The sequence below is a fragment of the Pedobacter sp. AC212 genome (assembly GCF_979258625.1).
Genome location: NZ_OZ409870.1, coordinates 3,313,218 through 3,336,222, shown reverse-complemented (window position 1 = coordinate 3,336,222; position 23,005 = coordinate 3,313,218). Strand labels below are relative to the sequence as shown.

Here is a 23,005-nt window from a genome sequence, read left to right as displayed (position 1 = left end):
ATTAATCTTTACTTTAAAAGATGCCCTGGTAGCGATGTCAGGGCATCTTTTTTTTAGGTTAATTTTTTTGGATTGAGATATGAGAACTCTTTAAGACTAAAAATGTTAGTATTTTGTGGATAAAATATCCGATAAATCGAGATTAAAACTAAATTAATTAGTATTTTTGGTTTTGAATTTGAGGTAATTTGCAGAATTTGGTAATGTTGGAATCATGACGGACAAGGACAAACATATCATTCATATGGATCAAGATGCATTTTTCGTATCAGTTGAACTTCGGAAGAATCCTAAACTAGTTGGCAAACCAGTAATTGTTGGTGGCAGTGCAGATCGGGGCGTAGTGACTTCCTGTAGCTACGAAGCCCGTAAATTTGGCGTGCATGCAGCAATGCCGGGTCGAATGGCAAAACAGCTTTGTCCTCAGGCTATTTTTGTAAGGGGAAATATGGATGACTATTCCAGGGCTTCGCATGAAATTACCGAAATTATAGCCGATCGTGTTCCTTTATTTGAGAAGGCTAGTATTGATGAACATTATATCGATATGACAGGTATGGACAAGTTTTTCGGCTGTATGAAATTTGCTTCCGAACTTCGGCAAACGATTATCAAAGAAATGGGATTGCCAATTTCTTTCGGCTTGTCGGTAAATAAAACCGTCTCTAAAATCGGCACCAATGAATGTAAGCCAAATGGAGAGTTGGAAATTCCCTTTCCAGAAGTTCGACCTTTTTTAAACCCTTTGCCGGTACACAAAATTCCAGGTATTGGCGATGCAACTTATAAAAAGCTAAGCGAAATGGGGGTTCGGAAAATCCAAACTTTAGCAGAAGTTCCTCAAGATTTAATGTTTAAAATTCTAGGCCAGCAGGGCTTGGCAATTTGGCAGAAAGCCAATGGTATAGATTTTTCACCAGTAGTTCCTTACCGTGAACGGAAATCGATCGGTACACAAACGACTTTTGAAAGCGACAGTATGGATATCGCAAAAATGAAGGCGATTTTAAGCGGCATGGTCACTAACCTCACTTACGAGCTCCGGAGTCAGCAGAAGTTAACCGCCTGCATTACGGTTACCATTCGTTATTCGAATTTTGAAACCGTAACGCAACAGGCCCGAATTCCTTATACCGCACTCGATTCTTTCCTGATTTCCAAAGCACACGAGTTATTTAAGAAGCTATATAGCAAAAGAATGTTGTTACGCTTAATCGGTGTGAGGTTGTCTCATCTGGTAAGCGGTTTCGAACAGATTGGTTTATATCATACTTCAGAAGAAGAATACGATTTATACCAGGCGATGGATAAAGTGAGGAATCATTACGGTATCGAATCGGTTGTAAAAGCCTGTATTGTTAAAGGCCCGGAACGAGATGAAAATGGAAAAGTCATCAAATATAATCCCCGAAAGAAAAAGTTGCCTGGAGCTGAAAATGAAAATGGAGAAGAAAGAAAGCGATCGAGAATTAGAACTTTTATTAACGCTGATTTAGGAACAGCTACCAAATTAGACGGATAGCTTTTTTCATTACAATTGGTTAAATGTTTAATAATCTATCCTTAACCCTAAACCTGGAAGCCCGGAAACTGTCAACCAGCAAGGAATTCGGCAACTAACAACTGGCAACTGTTAATTGCCAACTGGAAACTGGCAACTGAAAACCGGCAACTGCCAACTGGTAACCGACAACTGAAATGTTTCTTAACGTACATTCATCATATAGCTTAAAATACGGAACGATGGATATTCAAACAATCGTTGCCAAAGCCCGTGCTTTAAATATTGGTCAGCTTGTTTTAACAGATATCAACAATTCTACCGGAGCTGTCGAATTCATTAGGGAATGCTATCGACAAGGAATTGCGAAAGAAGCAGATGATGTTCAAAAAGGAAATATTCCCTATCCACTCAAACCCATCACTGGAATAGAATTTAGAAAAGACCAGCAGCTTTTATATATCGGTATTGCAAGAAACAGAGAAGGGATGCGGGCGCTCAACGAGTTTTTGAGCTTCCATAATATCGAAAATATTCCACTTCCGGATACTGCGCCCATTCTTAACGATGTTTATTTTATTTATCCTTTTACTAAAATTTTTAATCGGACATTAAAATCGAATGAGTTTATCGGCATAAAAAGCGATCAGTTAAACCACCTTTACAAACACCCTTTGCTCGGGCAAAAGGAAAAGTTGGTAATCTGGCATCCGGTTACGGTAGGTAGCCGGGTAGAACATCGCTTACATGAATATCTACGAGCGATTGAATTGAATACCTTATTAACCCTGGTGCCAGAAAATGCAAAATGCGGATTTAATGAAGTTTTGGTTTCCGAAGAAGAGTTGAAACTCAAGTTTGAAGCATTTCCGTTCATTGTTGAGAATACACAGAAATTATTAAATGCATGCGATTTGAGCAGTTATTTTGAGCCTGGCCCTCAGCCTGTCTCTAAAAACCGCTTTTCCTATTGTAAGGAAGGTGAAGATTTGGACAAGATTTTGCTCAGGCGAATTGCATACAAAGGTTTAGAAAATCGTTACGGCAAAAATAATCCAGTTGCCAGGGAACGAATGGAAAAAGAGTTGCGCATCATTGAACTGAAACACTACTGCGCCTACTTTTTAATTACGTTCGATATTGTTCGATACGCCATGGGAAAATGCAAGTTTTACCATGTAGGTAGAGGGTCGGGTGCAAACAGCATCGTTGCTTATTGTCTGCGCATTACTGATGTAGATCCCATTGATCTTGATTTATACTTCGAGAGGTTTTTACATGAGAAACGTACCAGCCCCCCAGATTTTGATATAGACTTTGCCTGGGATGAGCGGGAAACCATTCAGAAATATATTTTTAATAAATACCCGAAGTGGCATGTTGCTTTTTTAGGTACGATGAGCACTTTTAAAGACCGGGCCATTATTCGAGAAATTGGTAAAGTGCTTGGTTTGCCGAAAGAAGAAATTGATGGTTTCATCGACCCCACAAAGGAACGTGAAAATCAGCAAAATGCTACCTATCAAAAGTTAGCTGCCGTTCACCATCACATGCAAAATATGCCAAATCAACGTTCCATTCATGCAGGGGGTATTCTCATTTCTGAAGAACCTATTACTTATTATACTGCTTTAGATTTGCCTCCAAAAGGTTTTGTAACAGTACAGTGGGATATGTACGAGGCAGAGGCAATAGGTTATGAAAAGTTTGATGTATTGAGCCAACGAGGCATCGGCCATATTCGTGAAGCAGTGCAACTGATCAAGAAAAATTGCGGTCGTGATATCGATATTCATGATTTTAAAACTTTTAAAAATGATCCAAACCTCAATGCTATTTTGCGTGAAGGCCAGCCCATTGGTTGCTTTTATATCGAGTCGCCAGCCATGCGCCAATTACTAAAGAAATTGAAGTGCGAAGATTATTTAACCCTGGTAGCGGCGAGTTCGATTATTCGTCCAGGAGTGGCGAGTTCTGGCATGATGAAATCTTTCATTGAGCGTTATCATGCGCCCGATAAGGTGGTTTATCTCTGCGAAGAGATGAAAGAACAGCTTAAAGAAACGTACGGGGTTATGGTTTACCAGGAAGATGTGATTAAAGTTTGTCATTATTTTGCAGGTTTGGATTTGGCCGATGCCGATGTGCTGCGAAAAGCGATGAGCGGTAAATATCGATCTAAGTTAGCTTTTGAAGAACTCGTGAATAAGTTTTTTGTCTCAGCCCGCAAGCAAGGACACAGTGAAGAATTAATTACCGAAGTTTGGCGACAAATTTCTTCTTTCGCAGGCTATAGTTTTTCAAAAGCCCATTCTGCATCTTTTGCTGTAGAAAGTTACCAAAGTTTATACCTAAAAACTTATTATCCAAAAGAGTTTATGGTGGCGGTTTTAAATAATTATGGCGGTTTTTACAATAGGTGGGTTTATGTTCACGAGCTTCAAAAAACTGGGGCAAATCTACACTTGCCTTGTGTAAACCACAGCGATGAAGTGGTCAATATAAAAGGAAATGATGCTTTTTTAGGCTTCACGGGGGTTCAGGGTTTGGAGCATAAATTTATTGAAAGTATTCCTCAGGAACGCAGGTTGAATGGACCTTTCAAAGATTTAGAGAATTTCGTAAAACGAACTCAAATTACATTAGAACAAGCAATACTATTGATTCGCTTAGGCGCCCTTAGGTTTACCGGAAAAGATAAGAAAACACTACTCTGGGATATATACAACTATTTAGGACACAAGAACAAAATTATAATAAATGCGGCCGAATTATTTAGCCTCGAACGCAAAGAATATACGCTGCCAGAACTGGCCAACTCGCCAATTGAAGACGCATATGTAGAATGGGAACTATTGGGTTTTCCGCTAAACTACCAAATGTTCGATTTTTTGAAGACCAGCTACCGCGGAGAAATAATGGCTTCCGATATGAATAAGAACGTAGGGAAAACAGTCAGAATGGTAGGGAATTACGTTTGCGAAAAAACCGTTCGAACCGTAAAAAACACTAAAATGTGGTTTGGAACTTTTTTAGATAGTAACGGCGATTTTTTTGATACCACCCATTTTCCTAACGCAACTCCAATGTATCCTTTCAAAGGAAAGGGCTGTTATCTGATATTGGGTAAAATTGTTGAAGACTTCGGTTTTCAGAGTGTTGAAGTTTTAAAGTTTGCCAAGTTGGATATTCGGATGAATCCGGTAGCAGTTGATTAGGTTGAGCCGATTAATTTCGCTAATCGGCTCATGATTTAGCTAATTTTTGAGCCGAATAAATCGTATATTCGGCTCATGAACTATAATTGGGAACTTCCAGATTGGCCAAAATTTGCTTACTCAACTAAAGAAATTGCAAGTAAGTTGTACAATTTTGCACAAGAAACCGGAGAAGTTAATGTCTTATTAAAATCGCTGCCAGCCGATCTTAGACAAGAAACCCTTTTAGAAACAATTTTATCGGAAGCCATTAAAACTTCAGCAATAGAAGGAGAATTTTTGAGTAGAGAAGATGTAATGTCTTCTATCAAGAATAACTTAGGTATAAATAAGGTTGTAGAGGTAATTAAAGATAAAAGAGCATTAGGCATTGCCGATTTAATGATTGATGTAAGAAACACGTTCAATAAACCTTTAGATGAGCAAATTTTGTTTCATTGGCACCGGTTATTGCTTGGAGATAACAAGGTTTTGAATGTTGGTGCGTGGAGAATGAGCGATGAACCGATGAGAGTAGTCTCCGGCGGTTTAGACAAAGAAAAAATACATTTTGAAGCGCCACCATCCTACAACATGCCAAAAGAAATGAAACTTTTTATTGAATGGTTTAATGACACAATGCCTAATGGGAAAAAAGAGATTGATGATCCGGTAGTTAGATCAGGCATTGCTCATTTATATTTTGAAAGTATCCATCCATTTGAGGATGGAAATGGACGAATAGGACGTGCTATTGCTGAGAAGGCGCTTTCGCAAACTTTGGGAAGACCAGTGATGCTCAGTTTATCTAAAATAATTGAACGGAATAAAAGGGCTTACTATGATGCATTGAAAACGGCCCAAGCGAGTAATGAAATTTCAAGTTGGTTGGCGTATTTTGTTGAAACGGCATTGATTGCTCAATTAGATGCTAAACAAATGATCGATTTTACACTTAGCAAAATTAAGATGTTTGACTTGTTTAAAGATAAATTTAACGAAAGACAGGTAAAGGTGCTACAAAAAATGTTCAGTTTTGGCCCTGATGGTTTCGAAGGAGGAATGACTGCAAAAAAATATATCTCATTAACTAAGTCATCTAAAGCTACAGCAACCAGAGATCTAAAAGAGTTAGAAAATTTAGGTGTGCTGGAATCTTTTGGGGCAGGAAGAAGCGTACACTATAAAATAAATTTAACTTAAACCCATGATCCACATCAAAGCCGAAATAGAAAAGTTTGAACAAATGGCCGATAAAACGGGTTGGAGCTATGTTTTTATTCCAGCGATAATAGCCAATCAAATTAAAGCCGATTGTAAGGTTTCTTTTAGGGTAAGGGGAAAAATAGATGATGTGAAAATCGCAGGCGTTGCCACAGTTCCAATGGGTGAAGGTGATTTCATTATTGCACTTCGAGCCGAACTTCGAAAAAAATTAAAAAAGAGGCTGGGGCAAAAGTTGAATTGTGGCTGGAAGAAGATAAAAACTTTAAAATAGAAATACCCGAAGATTTAGAAATGTGCCTGGCCGATGTTGATGATTTATTAGAGCGATTTCTAAAACTTTCAAAATCACATCAAAACTATTTTATTAAATACATCAACGAAGCTAAAACCGAACCAACGAGAACGAAGCGCCTCACAATGACAGTTATGGCGATGGAGAAAGGGCAAGACTTTGGAGCAATGATCAGGGCAAGCCAAAAAAGAAGTCTTGAGTCCTAAGTCCATAGTCTCGAACCATAAGTCGGTCGATACTTACAACTTTTAACTTTCAGCAGTTAAATTTTCTCCCGACTGTAATTTCTAAACCAGCTGCTCACCTTCATTTGGATCACTCCTAAAAAAGCTTCTCTGAAAATACGGGTACTCATTTTTGATGTTCCCTCTGTTCTATCCGTAAAAATAATTGGAACCTCAACTACCTTAAATCCAAACTTAATGGCTGTAAATTTCATCTCAATTTGGAAAGCATAGCCTACAAAACGTATTTTTTCCAATGGGATAGTTTGTAGTACAATTCTACGATAACACTTAAAGCCTGCTGTCGCATCCTGAATGTTAATTCGAGTAATAAAACGAACGTACATTGATGCAAAATACGACATGAGAACTCTTCCCATTGGCCAATTTACAACATTAACCCCTCTAACATAACGAGATCCGATAGCAAGATCAGCACCATTTACACAAGCTTCGCGAAGCCTGAATAAGTCATCCGGGTTATGAGAAAAATCAGCGTCCATTTCAAAAATGTACTCATAATCACGCTGCAAAGCCCAATTAAAACCATAAATATAAGCTGTACCCAAGCCTTGTTTGCCCGCCCTTTCCTCTATGTATAGTTTCCCGCCATATTCAACTTGCAGCGATTTTACAATGTTTGCAGTGCCATCCGGAGATCCATCATCAACAATAAGCACATGAAAAGGTTGCGTTAATGAAAAAACCTTTCTAATGATCTTTTCAATGTTTTCCTTTTCATTATAGGTAGGGATGATTACTAAACTATCAGACACGTGTTGGTATAATTTTAAAATTACGATTGAGTAATTGTTGTATGGGGGCGAAATTAGTTATTAAAAACCAAAAGCCCGAAATTTTCTTTCAGGCTTTTGGTTGTGTTGTATTGATGTATTTATCTTACTTCTCCCATTAGCTTTTTAACCAATTGTGAAAATGCGATTAAGGCTATACCTGCAATAAGCGAGTAAAGTGCTAATGCTTTATACCCTTCGGTGTAAGCTACCAGCTTTGTCATTAACGAAGCATTATCAATGCTCGACATTTCTGCACCCAATTTGCCGGCCGCAAGCTGGCCAAATGCGCTTGAGAGAAACCAAAGGCCCATCATCATACCAAACATTTTCTTTGGCGAAAGTTTCGTGATAATCGACATGCCAATTGGACCCAAGCATAGCTCGCCTAAAGTAAGTAGGAGATAAGCCAGGGTGAAAATATTTAGCGAACTTATTCCTTGCTCATTGGAAAAGAATCTCGTCGCGTAAAAAACATAAAAGCTAAGCGCCAACAACAGAAAACCGATTCCAAATTTAACAACCGTATTGGGTTCAATTTTGCGTTTGTACATTCCAATCCATAACAAACCCACCAAAGGACTGAAAACAATTACGAAGAATGAGTTTACGCTGTTGTTCACCACATTTGGATCGATGTTAAAAAAAAGCAAACTGTGATCTAAATTGTCTTTAGCAAAAAGAGATAAGGAACCGCCACTTTGCTCGGATATTGCCATAAAAATGAAGTAGCAAAATATGAATACAAATGCAGCAATCAGTTTATATTGTGCTTTAATGTCTTTAACCATTGCGGTTTCGTAGATAAAATAGATCAAAGCTACAATGCCGATAGTGTACATAAAATAGTCAGTATAGGCTGTATTTTTGACCATGATAAAGATCAATGGAATACAAAGCAACGAGCCTATGTAAACGGCTATTTCGTAAGCAGTTCTTTTGGATTTTTCTAGATTAAGCAATGGAGAATTTCCGATAGGACCTAAAAACTTCTTGGTAAAAATAAATGTTCCCAATCCGAAAGCCATTACAACAGCTGCCGAAAGAAAACACAAATGCCAGGAAACATATTTACCTAAGTAAATGCACATAGCGCCACCTAAAAGGCCTCCAACATTTATCCCAGCATAAAAAAGGCCATAACCTGCATCTCTTCGGTTGTCTTTTTCATGGTAAAGTTCGCCAACCATCGATGAAATATTTGGCTTGAAAAAACCAGTTCCAATGATTGAAAGTGTAATCCCTACATAAAATAAATCCTGCGGAGAAAAAGCTAAAACCAGGTTTCCGATAATCATTAACGATCCGCCCCAAAAGAGCGACTTCCTAAAACCTAAAATTTTATCGGCAAAGATGCCACCAATAAAGGTAAAAGCATAAACGAAAGCCTGAATTGCACCGTATTGGAGATTCGATTTTTGATCAGTTAATCCCAATTGATCAACCATGAAAAAGGCCAGGACACCTCGCATCCCATAAAAACAGAAGCGTTCCCACATCTCTACTAATGATAAATACCAAAGTTGCTTCGGATATTTACCATCAAAATTCTGAATCGCTTCTAATGTTTCAATAGAAGGCGTTTTTTCTGTCACGATTTGCATGCTATTTAACCCCGTGCATTAATTTTTTGATGATCGGTGTTAACAACATAATGAAAATACCTAATCCTACTGGAATCAATGTGAAAATCAGAAAGAATGTCGACATCGAATACTGCGCCGTAATTTTATCAATCATTCCACCCATTGTACCTGCAATTTTATTTCCAATGGCGATGGCTAAGTACCATATACCGAACATGATCCCGATCATTCTTCCCGGAACTAATTTAGAAACATACGATAAGCCAACAGGAGAAATAAAAAGCTCACCCATGGTATGGAAAAAGTAAGCTAGAATTAACCAGATCATACTTACCGAGGCAATTTTTGCACCTGGTGGAATTGAACTCGAACCATAAGCCAACGCTGCGAAGCCGATACCCAATAAAATCATTCCGATACCGTTTTTTACAGTGGCGGTAGGATTGAATTTGCTCTCCCAAAGTTTTGATACAATAGGTGCACAGGAAATAATAAATAAGGAGTTCAACACACCAAACCAAGTTGCAGGAACTTCAGCTTTAACATCGCTGTATTGGTTTTTAAGCATATAAATTACCAATCCCCAAATGATAGCAAAACCGGCTGCAAGAATAATATTCCCCAACGCGAAATTTGCAAATGTTTTTCTGAATAAACTAAAAAGAACATAAGTAATGATAACCAAAGGAACTACCGTAATCAATGTATTGGCAACATTGAAGATAATTTTAGCGTTTCCTTCTAATAACCTTGCCGTGTAGTCTTTTGCGAAAATCGTCATCGAACCGCCGGCTTGCTCAAACGAAGCCCAAAAGAAGATAGTGATAAAAGCAAGTACGATTACAACAATCATTTTATCTCTTAGCTTAGGTGAGTATTGTGCAATCCTTTTAATCAAGATAAAAATAAACAAGGCCAGTGCGATGATAATAGCAAAGTTGTCTCCCGTTAAACTGCCGATTTTGAAATTAAACACCGTTGAACCGGTAATTTTTGATACCGGATCATTTATAATCCAGATTAGCCCAATGATTGATATTAGCCCAATAAGTACGATATCGAATAGGGAGAAAGGATTTCTTTTTGCCTCTGCAGGGTCTTCATCTTCATCAATAACTACATTGTTTTTCTCAGGTTTAAGCCCAATTGAGCCAAATATATTTTTAGTGAAATAGAATTGAAGCATACCTACAAACATGAAAATACCGGCCAAACCGAAACCATAGCTCCAACCCCAATTTGGATTTTCGCCAATGTAACCGCATAATAACATTCCTAGAAATGCTCCAGAGTTAACACCCATGTAAAAAATGGTGTATGCACCATCTTTTTTCTCTGGATGTTTTTTGTACATGTGTGATAAAATCGAAGTCATGTTTGGTTTAAAGAAACCGTTTCCAACCACCAAAAGGCATAATCCCAGGTACATGAAAATTGGATTGAACTCGAAGGCCATGGATAGGTGTCCCAGGGTCATTAAAAGTGCCCCCAAGATAACCGCCCAACGATAACCGATAAATCTATCGGCAATAAAGCCGCCCAAAATAGGAGTTAAATAAGCCAAAGAAGTATAAGAGCCATAAATTGCAAGCGCATGTTCTCTTGGCCAGCCCCATCCTGGGTTATCGCCAAACATAGAAGAAGTAAGAAATAGAACAAGTAAGGCACGCATACCGTAGTACGAAAATCTCTCCCACATTTCAGTGAAGAAAAGCACGAATAACCCTGCCGGATGACCCAATACTTTGCTGCTAAAGAAATCGTCTTTGGTTTCAATGGATGTTTGCATAAAACATTTGTTGGTTTTAGTTTATGAATTCAGAATTTGTGTGTTGTTTAAGCCTGTTTGCAAGGCGCAATATAGGTAGCGATTGGCAAACTCACAAATTTTTACCGTATAGCAATAGTAATGATGTTGTTAAGCAGCGTTAAATTTTAAAACTTTCGTTCTGGTTTAACATTTTTCTTTGGATCGGCGTATAACTCATCCATTTCATTTGGATTATTATTTAATTCTAAACCTTCCATCAGTTTTAGTTTTCCACCTATGATTTTAAAGCCATCAAACGTTCCGTCCGAACCATAAAATTCATATCTACCAGTCATCTGAGAATCGAAAGGCGCCAAATGATCAAATACAATCATACCTGCTTTCCGATCTGTTTTCAAAAGCATCGCATTTGATTTGGTGTATTCAAAAATGAATCTGTTTTTATTTTTTATGTTTTTTCCATCGAAAACTGTTGCGCCAAAGGTTAACTTATCCTTACTAAAGGAAAGAATTTCGATTACCTTTTTGGTGGTCGTTTGATTATTGCCTTTCCATCCCAACAAGATGTAATAGGGCAGGCGGCTACCACTGCTAACAGGTATAATCTCGTAATAACGGGCCCCAAACCATTTTTGGTTGTCAGTTATAATATTTGGATCATTCAGGTTTTCGGTTTGATCGATTAAAGGGAAAAGTTTCAGTGGACCGTTGTTGCTATTCATTTGGATGGCTCCATAGTATCGGTAGGTACCATTTTCCAACAAAAGGTACCAACTAATTACTCTAAAAGCCTGATCTGGAGATTTAATGATGGAAACATTTTTTAATGAATCGAAAGAAAAACCAAATGAATGAGGTGTCTTCAGTGCATCAACTAACGTTTTAACAAACTTTCCATTCAATTCTAGCTTCTTTACATCAAAAGTTTCTGCGGTGGTAGCCTTCGATATCTTAACTAGTGTATCCTGGAAATTTTCAAATGCCTTTGTATTTTGCTGGGCATCAGCATAAAGCCCGGCAAACAGGAAAATTAATAAAAGATGTATTTTTTGTATTTTCATTTACATTAAGAATGCCGGGCATAAAGCCCGGCAAATTTTAAATTTTTTCGATAACGATGGCACTTGCGCCACCACCGCCATTGCATATTCCGGCGACGCCAATTTTACCGTTATTCTGTTCCAATACAGAAAGTAAAGTAACCACAATACGAGCACCAGAAGCACCAAGTGGATGCCCTAATGATACTGCTCCACCATTAATATTCACTTTATCGTTTGACAGTTCTAACAGTTGATTATTGGCAATTGATACCACAGAAAACGCTTCATTGATTTCAAAATAATCGACATCTTTAATGTCAATATTGGCTTTTTGTAAGGCCAGAGGAATCGCTTTTGATGGCGAAGTAGTAAACCATTCTGGCGCTTGTTGTGCATCTGCATAAGCTAAAATTTTCGCCAATGGTTTAATTCCCATTTCTTTCGCTTTATCTGCACTCATTAACACCAATGCTGCTGCACCATCATTTAAGGTTGATGCATTGGCTGCAGTAACCGTTCCGTCTTTTTTAAATACCGGTTTTAAACCGGGAATTTTTTCAAATTTTACGGCAGTTGGCTCATCATCAGTATCAATTAGGCTTATTTCACCTTTTCTGTCTTTCACTTCAATTGCAGTAATTTCAACTGCAAATTTCCCTTCGGTTTGTGCGCTTTGAGCTCGCTTGTAAGATTCTATAGCGAATTTATCCTGATCTTCACGACTGATATTGCATTCTGAAGCGCAAAGTTCAGCAGCAGAACCCATGTGATAATCATTGTAAACGTCCCACAATCCGTCTTTAACCAAACCATCAGTAAGCTGCCCGTGGCCTAAGCGATAACCATTCCTTGCTTTATCTAAATAATAAGGAACATTGCTCATGCTTTCCATACCGCCTGCAACCATAATCTCATGATCACCGTTGGCAATGCTTTGTGCGGCCAACATAATCGCCTTGGTTCCCGATGCGCAAACCTTATTAATGGTAGTGGCAGGAAGATCTGGCAAACCCGCAAATTTTGCAGCCTGCGTAGCTGGGGCTTGTCCTAAATTTGCAGATAACACGTTGCCCATGTAAACTTCCTCTATATCTTCCGGTTTTAAACCAGCTTTCTCAACGGCAGCTTTAATAGCAAAGCCACCTAATTGTGTAGCAGAAAATTGATTTAATGAACCGCCAAAGCTTCCAATGGGTGTTCTGGTAGCTGATACAATTACAACTTCTTTCATGAATAAATATTTTTATGAATTTTTGGTTAGTCCGCTAAGTTATACATTTTTTAATATTGCAATAACGAATACGGGGCCATTTTAGCATGAAGGAAATGTCAGCTTAGTCGCATTAAAATTAATAACGGTTGACACCATCTCAAATGATGATGAGTTGAGCCGTTATTGGTTTGTTTTTAGTCTTCCTTTGTTTTTCCCTTTTTTCGCAATTTAAGCGCCTGATTAAGTAAGAATTCAATCTGTCCGTTTGTACTTCTAAACTCATCAGCTGCCCAGCTTTCTACTTCCTTTAACAAAGCAGGACTAATTCTCAAAACAAAAGCTTTTTTATCTTTCTCTGCCATCCTTAACTTATTGCTCGTATTTGATATCTTGTTTTCAAATTAATGAGGAATAATTCCATTTCTTCAATTTTATTCGAACTGAACAATAGCTTCTTCCCATTTTTAAATTCTATCTGTAGCCCCCTCGATTGATCATTTAAAAGGTAAGCCTTATCGTTTCGTTTAAACCAGAGTCTGTTTTTCACTCCATAACCGCCATAATCGCCGAAGGCATCATACTTTGTGATGTACACATTTTCTACACTACTCCACTCGATAGGTGTTAATTTGGTTTTGAAGGGAAAGTATTTATAAAAAATTCCGTCTTGATTTATTCTCAAGGTCAAAACGTTTTTTTGAATAATATAAACTACCAAAAAAGGAAGTAAAATCGCCCAAATGGGAGCGAAATATGCATTTTTTAAATCCTGGAAGTTCATTCCGCCCTTATCGAACAGCACAATAGAACCTACCATTATGGCATCCACGCCGATTAAAATATAAAGCCACCACAGGTTTAACTGTTGTTTTTCTTCAAATTCCATGGCATTAATTGTATAGTGTGCCGGTGTTTACTACGGGCTGTACATGGCGATCTCCACATAAAACAACTAATAAATTACTCACCATCGCAGCTTTTCTCTCTTCATCTAAATCAACAATTCCTTTTTGTGATAATTTTGCCAAGGCCATTTCTACCATGCCTACGGCACCTTCAACAATTAGCTTCCGGGCAGCAATGACGGCAGTTGCTTGCTGACGTTGCAACATGGCACTGGCAATTTCTGGTGCATAAGCCAAATGTGATATCCTTGCTTCCAAAACTTCAATGCCTGCTCTTGATAGCCTATCGTTTAGTTCGTTTTCGAGCAACTCACTAACTTTATCAGCACCGTCTTTTAAAGTGATGCTATCTTCTTCACCTTCAGAATGATCATAAGGAAAAATATTGGCGAGGTGTCTTACAGCAGCTTCACTTTGAATATTAACGTACTGCATGTAGTTTTCTACCGAAAAAACAGCTTTTGCAGTTTCATTTACCTTCCATACCACAACGGCAGCAATTTCTATCGGGTTTCCCAGCTTATCGTTTACCTTAAGCTGCTGACCGTTTAAGTTATTGGCTTTTAATGATAGCCTTCTTTTAGCAGTTAACGGGTTAACCCAAAAAAATCCATCGGCCTTAACGGTGCCAATATATTTACCAAATAAGGTTAATACCATAGATTGATTCGGATTGATAATTAAGAAACCTGGAAAGATTAGGAAAATATCTAGCGCCAGTAGTAAACCTCCCCATAGAAAGCTTTCAGTTACGAAACAAAAAATAGCAGCACCAATAAGCGCTAAAAATAATACAAAGGTTAAATAACCTGATGGAGGACTGATAATTTTTTCTTGATACATAATTGATATTAATTTGATATCATAAAGTAAATTATAAAAGATGGTAATTGCAAACAAATTCAGTAAAATGTATATTAGATAAAAATGTTAATTTTGAAAGCACAATAATCCTATCGTTTTGGCCAAAATCAAGAAAAATTCACACAAAATCCTTTACCGTAAATATTCATCAAACTTGAAGTATGTGATGATGATTTTTACAGTTTTCATCATTACGCTTTTTCTTCCTAAACAGCCGCGTTTTAGATATGAATTCGAAAAGAACACTGTATGGAAAAATAAAGATCTGATTTCGCCATTTAGTTTCGCCATATTAAAAACCAATCCACAGGTTAGTAATGATAAAAAAAATGCCCTAAAAAATATTCTGCCTGTTTACCAATTTGATAAAGCAATTTCCGATAACGCTTTAGAAGAATTTTCGAACGACTTTGATATTAAATGGAAATCAACGCAACTTGATGAAAAAGATCGTTTTCAGTTTAAAACTGAAGCTTACAACCTTTTAAAAAGCATCTATCAAAAAGGAGTTATCGGCTTAAATGTGAAACATCAAGGTGGCGCAAAAAATTACGATTTTTCTTTAATGGAAAATAACGTGTCAAAAACTCGAAATACTCAAGACGTTTTTACTGCAGAAAGTGCACTCTTGTTTTTCAAGGCTAATTTCAAGGCCACGAGTCAAGTAATGGTTGATCTGGTAGCAAACCTTGCAATGGATCACATAGCTCCCAATATCGTTTTTGATGAAAGGCTAACTCAGGTTATTCAAGATAATACGATTAGCAATATCTCTACTACCAAAGGCATGGTGCAAAAGGGCGAGTTAATTGTATCTAAAAATGATGTGATTGATGAAGAAATTTATCAAAAACTCGAATCTTACAAAACTACTTACGATGCGCAAACGAAAACCATAGGTAGTAGCGTGTTAGTTTATTTTGGTCAGGTAGTTCTCGTAAGTTTCATTCTAGCCATTCTGATGTCCTTTCTGTTTCTTTTCAGGAAAGATATTTTTGCTGATAATCGCCAGCTATCCTTAATACTTATTGTAACTACAGGAATGCTTTTGGCACTTACTTGGGCCATTAAGATGGAAATTCCAAGTTTATATTATATTCCATTCTGTGTCGTTCCTATCATAATAAGGATTCTTTTTGATACACGTCTGGCACTTTACCTGCACATGTTAGTGATTCTAATTGCTGGTTTTTTTGTAGCCAACAGCTTTGAATTTGTGTTTTATCAGGTAACTGCTGGTATGGTTGCCATTTTTAGTATTAAAAACTTCGTAAAACGTGAGCGGTTTTTAGTTTCCGCCATGTTTATACTTTTTTCATACTTCGTTGCTTTTGTGGGTATTGCTTTATTAAGAGAAGGTAGTTTCAGGGAAATTGAATGGATCAATTTTATTCCTTTTGTTTTCAGTGTTTTACTTTCCCTTTTGGCTTACCCCTTAATTTACCTTTTTGAGCGTATTTTTGGTATTACTTCTGATGTTGCCCTAATAGAACTTACAAACACAAATAACAAATTGCTTCGCGAGCTTGCTTTCAAAGCACCTGGAACGTTCCAACACTCGTTACAAGTTGCTAATCTTGCAGAAGCGGCAATCTTCAAAATTGGAGGAAACTCTGTTTTGGTTAGGGCAGGAGCACTTTATCATGACATCGGTAAAGTTGATAATCCACAATATTTTATAGAAAACCAAAATACAGCTATAAGTCCACACGATAAGCTGCCTTACGAGCAAAGTGCACAGATTATTATTCAACACGTTCATAAAGGAATTGAAATTCTCAGGAAAAATCAAATCCCTGAAGCTATTATAGATTTTATTAGAACGCATCATGGAAATACCCGGGTGGATTATTTTTATCAGTCTTTTTTAAAAAACACACCAGAAAAATTCGTTGATGAGAATATTTTTAGATACCCTGGACCAATCCCTTTTAGCAAAGAACAAGGCGTTCTAATGTTAGCAGATTCGGTAGAAGCAGCGTCTAGAAGTCTGAAAAATCCCGATGCTCAGAACATAAATGATATTGTTGAACGGATTATTAACTATAAATTGGAGCAAAATCAGTTAGATAATTGCGATTTAACATTAAAAGATATTGAAACTATCAAATTGATTTTCAAGACGATGCTAATGAGTATCTATCATGTGCGAATAGATTATCAACAAGTTTTGTAATTTTTTTTTGTAGAATAGGTTGTTTTACTATATTTGCAGACCTCAAAACAACGTCGGTAGGACAGAAAGTAGAGGAAGTTGGAGAGGTGCCTGAGTGGCCGAAAGGAACAGTTTGCTAAACTGTCGTACTGGTAACGGTACCGCGGGTTCGAATCCCGCCCTCTCCGCAAAAAGAAAAAATAATTTGGCAAAAAAATTGATTTATCATTTAAAAATCGTTTCTTTGCCAACCCTTCGAAAAAGGGTTTAACAAGAGAAGATACCAAGTTCGGGATGTAGCGTAGCCCGGTATCGCGCCTGCTTTGGGAGCAGGAGGTCGTAGGTTCGAATCCTGCCATCCCGACAAAAAGTTCAAACCTACTTTCAAAAAAAAAGGTTTAAAAAAAGGTGATACCTAAGTTCGGGATGTAGCGTAGCCCGGTATCGCGCCTGCTTTGGGAGCAGGAGGTCGTAGGTTCGAATCCTGCCATCCCGACAACTACAGATACAGTTTGTATCAAAAACCCTCTAAATGATGAATTTAGGGGGTTTTGTTTTTTAAAATGGGTCAATATGGGTCAAACATTTTGCAACCAAAAAGACTACCAAATTATTCTTCGTAAATTTATAATCTCACAAAACTGAAATTTTCTTGTAATTAATTTTTTTAAATAGAACCGATCAGGTCTACCGCTTTTTTCTGCTGTTTTTTGGTAGTCTTTTTGGTTGCAAATTAAGGAGAAGATTTTATGAAATCTAACCACAGTTTTAGCGTCAATTTCTTTATTAGACGCAATAGGGAGTCCTTTGGAAGAACTCTAATTTATGTTAAAATTACTGTCGATGGTATTAGGTTTTTTGTGCCCATAGCACAGACAGTGTAAGTAGCACAGTGGGACCAAAAAGCCAAAAGCTCAACTTTAAAAAAAATAAGCTTTGCATTGTAGGAGCTAGGCGAAATTAATAACTGTGGCTTTACTCATTTTATAATAGCTTCCACTCGTTAAAATACATGTTTCAATCATTGTCTAAAAATATCTTCCCAAAGGCATGTAAATTAAGCTAAGCAATTAATCCTGAAATTTTAGCTGTAATAGCAGGTTTTTAACCAACTTTTAAAAGTCAAGATCATGAAAACTTAACAAAGTTATTGGCAAACCCTCATTGTAATCGATATATATTGATATTTACAATTGGTGGTAATGTCTCTGGCGAATTCTGCAATGGAGAGAAAAGCTTATAGATCACTTCAGAAGTGGTGTTTAAGATTAACCTTGAGGAGAATTTCAGTTATTTTGATTCAGAAAATGGCTTAATGATTAAGGAATAATGACAAAAATAAATATGCTAAATGCTCATAATCAACAGATTGTTTCCTTAGATTTAGTAAAAACAATAATAAAGCTTGTAGACGTCCACTGAAAATAAGGTTTAGTTAACCCATAAAGCTATATAATATGAAAAACATAATATCAATCTTATTACTATCATGGCTCTGTTTAACAGCAAAAGCGCAGAACAGATATTTTGAAATCTATACCGATTCCGCTGCATTGAAAAAGCAAAACGATGATATCATCCGTGATATAGAAGAACGGGTAAAACTTGTTGAGTCTTCTTTTAGTTTCAAAGGACTTACTACAGAAATCCCAAAAACGTTTATGCCTGGGCAATTCAGGTCCAGGACAAATAAGATCTACCAGTTAACCTGGCAAATAGGTGGTCCGCCTATGGAGAGTTTTCTCACAGAAGTGGGCGGAAATACAGAGAAGGGTAAATCTTTAGCTGCGCTGTTTTTTTACGGATTTTTTCTGCCCCACGAAGTGGGGCATGCATTGCAGTTTCATACAGGAAATGTTCCCCAAAATAATTATGACGGAGAGTATGAAGCAAACGAATTGGCTCTTCTATATTGGAGAAGCAAAGGAAAGCAAAAAGAGCTTCGACAATGTTATGAAATGGCAAAAAGGGTACTTACCAAAGTTAAAAATCCTATACCGGAAAATGTCGATGCAAAAAAGTATATCACGGAGCATTATGTCGAATTATTAAAAGACCCCAATAAATATGCTTTTATCCAGTTTTCTCAGATAGTGAAAATATTTGAGGACAAATCCTTGCCGGATTTTAATATCTATATTAAAAAATACTTTAAGAAGTAAGGAGGATACTTTAAAACATTAATTAAGAGTCCTTTTAACAGATATTTAGAACAACATTCTATGAAACGACGTAAATTTTTGCTGACCTCATTGCTGACGGTTCCGTTTACCGCGTTGGCAAAACTTAACTTTTTAACGGAAAGAAAAGCTTGGGCAAAGCCTGAGAAAGGGTTTATCGTGAAGGCATCTGAGAGTAGGTTTTTCGGAAAGAAGACTTCTCCCAAAGAGACTTACGGCCGTTGTATGTTATCCTCAGTAGATACCGAAAATCAACTGTATATGAGTGCCAGTGCTGATTTGTCGAATAAGGAAGTTGGTGGCCCGGCATTGCATATACACCACAAAGACGATGAGATATTCTATGTGGTTTCTGGAGAATTTTTAATCCAGATTAATGAAGAGGTATCCCTGATCAAGAAAGGAGATACAGTTTTTATTCCCAGGGGAACGGCCCATACATTTGCCAACCACCTTGTAGAGAATCCTGGAGAAATGCTTACCATTCATCAACCTATTTCTCCCGAGCTTGAAAAATTCTATGATGTATTCTGTCACAACGGGTACATGAACGAAGAGCAGATGGGTAAGCTTTTTACTAAAGATGAACTGAAAACGCTTTTAGCCAATAATACCTTTGTAGGGCCGCCTATCGATATTGAAGCAGCGCTAAAAACATTAAAGCCGTAATATAATTTTTAAATAAGATCTGTTTCACAAATAGTTGTACAGTAAATGCGTAACTAATAAAACGCAATGGCGAAGAGATCGTAAGTAGTTTTTTGAGAATGGGGATGGCGTTTCAGGACGCAAGTTATACTATGGTTTTACAAAACGTGCTCTCTTGACTATGATAATTTATTGGATAAAACTTTTTTTTTGATGTAATGGAGCATTTGATCAAAAGCTCAATGATATCAATTCGATCTGGGATGTTTGGTGCTTAACATTACTCATTACAATTGCCATCATTTTATCTGGTCTGAAATGAATTAAGTTTTCAGAATTGCGGTTTAACATATCTTTGAAACAAAAAAGCCTCACATAAATGTGAGGCTTTCTGGTGATCCCGCTGGGATTCGAACCCAGGACCACTACATTAAAAGTGTAATGCTCTACCAGCTGAGCTACGGAATCATTTCCTTTTGTTTAAGGAGGTGCAAATATAGAGATAAAAATTAATCGAGCAAATAAATTTAAATAATTATTAAAAAATTATTTTAAGGTTAAAAAAAAGTAAAGCCAACTCGCTGATTTTGAATTTTGTAAGCTTGCATAACGTTCGAAAAATTTTTTAAAATTATTTTATAGTCCTTGGAATAAAGTTCAAAAACGATTGAAATTGTGCCTTGTGCTTGTTTTTATCCAACTTGAAATAAAACGCACCACGCCTCGAATTCGATTTATCTTTTTCGGTTTGTTTAATTAGCAGTCCGCTGGCGGTAATTTTACGAATGAAGTTGCGGTTATCAATGGGTGAGTCGTAAACCTGCTCATAAAGTGCTTGCAATTGCGGAATGGTGAATTTCTTTGGCAACAGCTCAAACAAAATTGGGTGCAGTGCTGCCTGGTAGCGAATCTTGGCCATGGCAGCCTTAACCATATCGTTATGGTCGAAAATCAGTTCGGGTACTTCTTTTATCTTAAACCATTCTGCATGGTATTGATCGTTAATCTGTTTGCTGTATTTATTAATGTCAATCAAAGCGAAATAAACGACCGAAATAGTGCGTTCAATGGGGTCACGGTCTGGGCGACCATAGGAGTGGAGCTGCTCCAGGTAAACATCATGCAAGCCTGTTAATTCTAAAAGAATCCTTTTTGCAGCGCCATCTAAATCTTCCGTATCGCCGATAAAACCGCCCATTAAACTCCACTGATCTTTGACCGGTTCAATCGCCCTTTTAATTACTAATAATTTAAGCTGATCACCATCGTAACCAAAAATAATGCAATCTACAGCAACAAGGACAGGTTTTTGATTTAAATATTTTCCCATTAAAAAAGAGAGTTAAGTTTTTCGTCGTTATAATCACTAATAAAGCCCAAGATGTTCGAGTATCCATCAAATTCCTCGATGCTGTGGGTGGTGGTGAGTACGATGCATTTCATTCCGGCATTTAATGCTGATTCGACGCCTTTCGGCGCATCTTCAAAAACCAAACAATCTTGCGGCGAGATATCTAATGCTGCAGCGGCCTTTAAAAACGTTTCAGGATCTGGTTTACTAATTGCAACATCATCTGCACTCACTATCGCATTAAGGTAATTGCGAATGTTTAATCCATCAACAACGAAATCGATATTAAACGGAATTGCTGCAGAACCAATGGCCATCGCGATATTTTTCTGCCTGGCCAATTCTAAAAAGTTGTCTAGTCCGGAAATTAAAGCCAGAAGCGGAAAATAGCCTTCCTGATATTTTTTCTCCTTATCCATAGAAAGCTTTTCTATTTCTGATGGAGAAAATTTATTGCGACCAAATACCCGCTCTAAAACTTCGTGGTTTTTGCCATACATCTCCTGCTTAACGGTTTCGTAATCTAAATTTGAACCTAAATCTTCATTCATAATGGAATGCCAGGCCATGGTGTGATATTGCATATCGTTGATCATGGTGCCATTCAAATCAAACAGAAATGCTTTAGGTTTGAAGTCGAAATTTTGCATAAACCGCTAAATTATGTGAAATTTTTAGATGTGAGCTAATCCAATCAATATTACCTTAAATTTAATTGATAATCGTTGGAATAACGTTAATTTATTTTTCATACTTTAGCCTTAACCAAAATAAATCTTATGAAACGAATTTTTTTAAAAGGCTTTCCAATGGCAGCAATTTGCTTAGCGGCCACATTATATTCCTGCAATCCAAAAAGTGAAAAAAAGGATGAAACAAGTGTTCAGGCTGATTCATCAAAATATAATACCACACTTGATGGCAAGGAAGTGAAGCTGTTCACCTTAAAGAATAAGCAAGGTGCCGTAGTTACAATTTCTAATTATGGCGGGAGAATTGTTTCGCTTATGGTACCCGATAAAGATAACAAACTTACCGATGTAGTTTTGGGATATGATAGTATCGGAGCCTATCGCAAAAAAGGAGAGCCTTTTTTCGGTGCTTTAATCGGTAGATATGGTAACAGAATTGCTAAAGGAAAATTTACCCTTGAAGGTAAGGAGTATCAACTTCAGTTAAATGATGGGGTAAACACTTTACATGGCGGAGCAGATGGTTTCTTTTCAAAAGTTTGGGAAGCCAAGCAGTTAGATGGACAAAAATTAGAACTTAATTACATTTCTAAAGATGGTGAAGCGGGTTATCCTGGTAAGCTTGATGTGAAAGTGGTTTACAGCCTAACGGAGGATAATTCATTAACAATTGATTATACTGCTACAACAGATAAAGCAACGGTGGTTAACCTAACCAATCACGCCTACTTCAATTTAAATGGTGAAGGAAACAAAACGATTTTAGATCACGAATTAATGATTGCTGCTGATGCTTATACACCTGTTGATTCAACGTTGATTCCTACAGGTAAGTTACAGCCAGTTAAAGGCACTGCTTTTGATTTTAATACCGCCAAAACCATAGGCAAATCAATTGATGAAAACGACCAGCAATTAAAGTACGGTAAAGGCTACGACCATAATTTTGCACTTAAAGCAAATGATGGCAAAACTGCTGTTGCAAAGGTTACAAGTCCATCGACAGGAATTATATTAGAAGTTTTTACCACTGAGCCGGGATTACAGTTTTACAGCGGAAACTTTTTGACAGGTGCAGATAAAGATGGTAAAGGCGGAAAATCGTATCCTCACCGTTCGGCCTTTTGCCTGGAAACACAACATTTCCCAGATGCACCGAATCACCCGAACTTTGCTTCAACGGTATTAAAACCTGGTGAAACTTACAAAACCAGCTCTACTTATAAGTTTTCTAAGTAAACCCCAATTTCATCAACTTAAGCTTTTTTACCACAGATGCACATAGATAAACACAGATTTTATTTGAAAAATAATTTTATCTATACCTATCCTGTTCATCTGTGGTTAATTAAATCGCAAATC

General features: G+C 37.2%; 19 protein-coding genes and 4 tRNA genes. 12 read left to right on the top strand and 11 right to left on the bottom strand.

Annotation, left to right across the window (positions count from 1 at the left end; all coding sequences use genetic code 11):
• Window positions 1-214 precede the first annotated feature (214 nt).
• From dinB to ACZZZC_RS14375, 5 genes are all read left to right on the top strand, one after another.
• Window positions 215-1,522: a DNA polymerase IV gene (gene dinB, locus ACZZZC_RS14395; protein WP_463482674.1), complete on the top strand. Its 1,308-nt coding sequence runs from the start codon at window positions 215-217 to the stop codon at window positions 1,520-1,522.
• Between the two features lie 176 nt (window positions 1,523-1,698).
• The gene (gene dnaE / locus ACZZZC_RS14390) at window positions 1,699-4,719 is read left to right on the top strand and encodes a DNA polymerase III subunit alpha (protein WP_463487471.1); all 3,021 of its coding nucleotides are present in this window, start codon (window positions 1,699-1,701) and stop codon (window positions 4,717-4,719) included.
• Window positions 4,720-4,794: 75 nt separating this feature from the next.
• On the top strand, window positions 4,795-5,901 hold the full coding sequence (locus tag ACZZZC_RS14385) for a Fic family protein (RefSeq protein ID WP_463487470.1): 1,107 nt from the start codon (window positions 4,795-4,797) through the stop codon (window positions 5,899-5,901).
• A 4-nt stretch (window positions 5,902-5,905) separates the two neighbouring features.
• Window positions 5,906-6,196 (top strand): DUF1905 domain-containing protein, encoded by a 291-nt coding sequence (locus ACZZZC_RS14380; protein ID WP_463487469.1) that lies wholly within the window; start codon window positions 5,906-5,908, stop codon window positions 6,194-6,196.
• Window positions 6,163-6,423: a YdeI/OmpD-associated family protein gene (locus tag ACZZZC_RS14375; RefSeq protein ID WP_463487468.1), complete on the top strand. Its 261-nt coding sequence runs from the start codon at window positions 6,163-6,165 to the stop codon at window positions 6,421-6,423. The genes ACZZZC_RS14380 and ACZZZC_RS14375 overlap by 34 nt, the downstream gene beginning before the upstream one ends.
• A gap of 56 nt (window positions 6,424-6,479) precedes the next feature.
• Here the strand turns inward: ACZZZC_RS14375 and ACZZZC_RS14370 are convergent, their stop codons facing one another.
• The 8 genes from ACZZZC_RS14370 to ACZZZC_RS14335 form a co-directional block, all read right to left on the bottom strand.
• Window positions 6,480-7,217 carry a polyprenol monophosphomannose synthase gene (locus ACZZZC_RS14370; RefSeq protein ID WP_463487467.1) on the bottom strand — a complete coding sequence of 246 codons (738 nt, stop codon included), beginning with the start codon at window positions 7,215-7,217 and terminating at the stop codon, window positions 6,480-6,482.
• Window positions 7,218-7,336: 119 nt separating this feature from the next.
• Window positions 7,337-8,839 (bottom strand): peptide MFS transporter, encoded by a 1,503-nt coding sequence (locus tag ACZZZC_RS14365; RefSeq protein WP_463487466.1) that lies wholly within the window; start codon window positions 8,837-8,839, stop codon window positions 7,337-7,339.
• A 1-nt stretch (window position 8,840) separates the two neighbouring features.
• Window positions 8,841-10,610, bottom strand: a complete 1,770-nt coding sequence (locus tag ACZZZC_RS14360) for a peptide MFS transporter (RefSeq protein ID WP_463487465.1) — start codon at window positions 10,608-10,610, stop codon at window positions 8,841-8,843.
• 146 nt (window positions 10,611-10,756) lie between these two features.
• Window positions 10,757-11,653: a hypothetical protein gene (locus ACZZZC_RS14355; protein WP_463487464.1), complete on the bottom strand. Its 897-nt coding sequence runs from the start codon at window positions 11,651-11,653 to the stop codon at window positions 10,757-10,759.
• Window positions 11,654-11,690: 37 nt separating this feature from the next.
• Window positions 11,691-12,866: an acetyl-CoA C-acyltransferase gene (locus ACZZZC_RS14350; protein WP_463487463.1), complete on the bottom strand. Its 1,176-nt coding sequence runs from the start codon at window positions 12,864-12,866 to the stop codon at window positions 11,691-11,693.
• Window positions 12,867-13,042: 176 nt separating this feature from the next.
• Complete coding sequence (locus ACZZZC_RS14345; RefSeq protein ID WP_463487462.1) at window positions 13,043-13,210, bottom strand: type II toxin-antitoxin system antitoxin; 168 nt, start codon at window positions 13,208-13,210, stop codon at window positions 13,043-13,045.
• A 2-nt stretch (window positions 13,211-13,212) separates the two neighbouring features.
• Window positions 13,213-13,734, bottom strand: a complete 522-nt coding sequence (locus ACZZZC_RS14340) for a hypothetical protein (protein WP_463487461.1) — start codon at window positions 13,732-13,734, stop codon at window positions 13,213-13,215.
• Between the two features lie 4 nt (window positions 13,735-13,738).
• A complete protein-coding gene (locus ACZZZC_RS14335) occupies window positions 13,739-14,596 on the bottom strand; it encodes an SPFH domain-containing protein (protein WP_056849385.1) in 858 nt (285 codons plus the stop codon).
• Between the two features lie 190 nt (window positions 14,597-14,786).
• On the opposite strand from ACZZZC_RS14335, the gene ACZZZC_RS14330 reads away from it, so the two are divergent.
• From ACZZZC_RS14330 to ACZZZC_RS14305, 6 genes are all read left to right on the top strand, one after another.
• Window positions 14,787-16,793 carry an HD family phosphohydrolase gene (locus tag ACZZZC_RS14330; protein ID WP_463486269.1) on the top strand — a complete coding sequence of 669 codons (2,007 nt, stop codon included), beginning with the start codon at window positions 14,787-14,789 and terminating at the stop codon, window positions 16,791-16,793.
• Window positions 16,794-16,873: 80 nt separating this feature from the next.
• Window positions 16,874-16,960, top strand: a tRNA-Ser gene (locus ACZZZC_RS14325).
• Between the two features lie 102 nt (window positions 16,961-17,062).
• Window positions 17,063-17,136 (top strand) — tRNA-Pro (locus tag ACZZZC_RS14320).
• A 58-nt stretch (window positions 17,137-17,194) separates the two neighbouring features.
• A tRNA-Pro gene (locus tag ACZZZC_RS14315) sits at window positions 17,195-17,268 on the top strand.
• Between the two features lie 961 nt (window positions 17,269-18,229).
• Window positions 18,230-18,934 carry a hypothetical protein gene (locus ACZZZC_RS14310; protein WP_463482663.1) on the top strand — a complete coding sequence of 235 codons (705 nt, stop codon included), beginning with the start codon at window positions 18,230-18,232 and terminating at the stop codon, window positions 18,932-18,934.
• A 60-nt stretch (window positions 18,935-18,994) separates the two neighbouring features.
• Window positions 18,995-19,621, top strand: a complete 627-nt coding sequence (locus ACZZZC_RS14305) for a cupin domain-containing protein (RefSeq protein ID WP_463482662.1) — start codon at window positions 18,995-18,997, stop codon at window positions 19,619-19,621.
• A 371-nt stretch (window positions 19,622-19,992) separates the two neighbouring features.
• Here the strand turns inward: ACZZZC_RS14305 and ACZZZC_RS14300 are convergent.
• From ACZZZC_RS14300 to ACZZZC_RS14290, 3 genes are all read right to left on the bottom strand, one after another.
• Window positions 19,993-20,068, bottom strand: a tRNA-Lys gene (locus ACZZZC_RS14300).
• A gap of 163 nt (window positions 20,069-20,231) precedes the next feature.
• The gene (locus tag ACZZZC_RS14295; protein WP_463487460.1) at window positions 20,232-20,930 is read right to left on the bottom strand and encodes an NUDIX hydrolase; all 699 of its coding nucleotides are present in this window, start codon (window positions 20,928-20,930) and stop codon (window positions 20,232-20,234) included.
• On the bottom strand, window positions 20,930-21,601 hold the full coding sequence (locus tag ACZZZC_RS14290) for an HAD family hydrolase (RefSeq protein WP_463487459.1): 672 nt from the start codon (window positions 21,599-21,601) through the stop codon (window positions 20,930-20,932). Before ACZZZC_RS14290 ends, ACZZZC_RS14295 begins: the two co-directional genes overlap by 1 nt.
• Window positions 21,602-21,730: 129 nt before the next feature.
• Between ACZZZC_RS14290 and ACZZZC_RS14285 the strand changes: the two genes are divergently transcribed.
• Entirely contained in the window at window positions 21,731-22,882 is a 1,152-nt protein-coding gene (locus tag ACZZZC_RS14285) for an aldose epimerase family protein (RefSeq protein ID WP_463487458.1), read from the top strand.
• Window positions 22,883-23,005 lie beyond the last annotated feature (123 nt).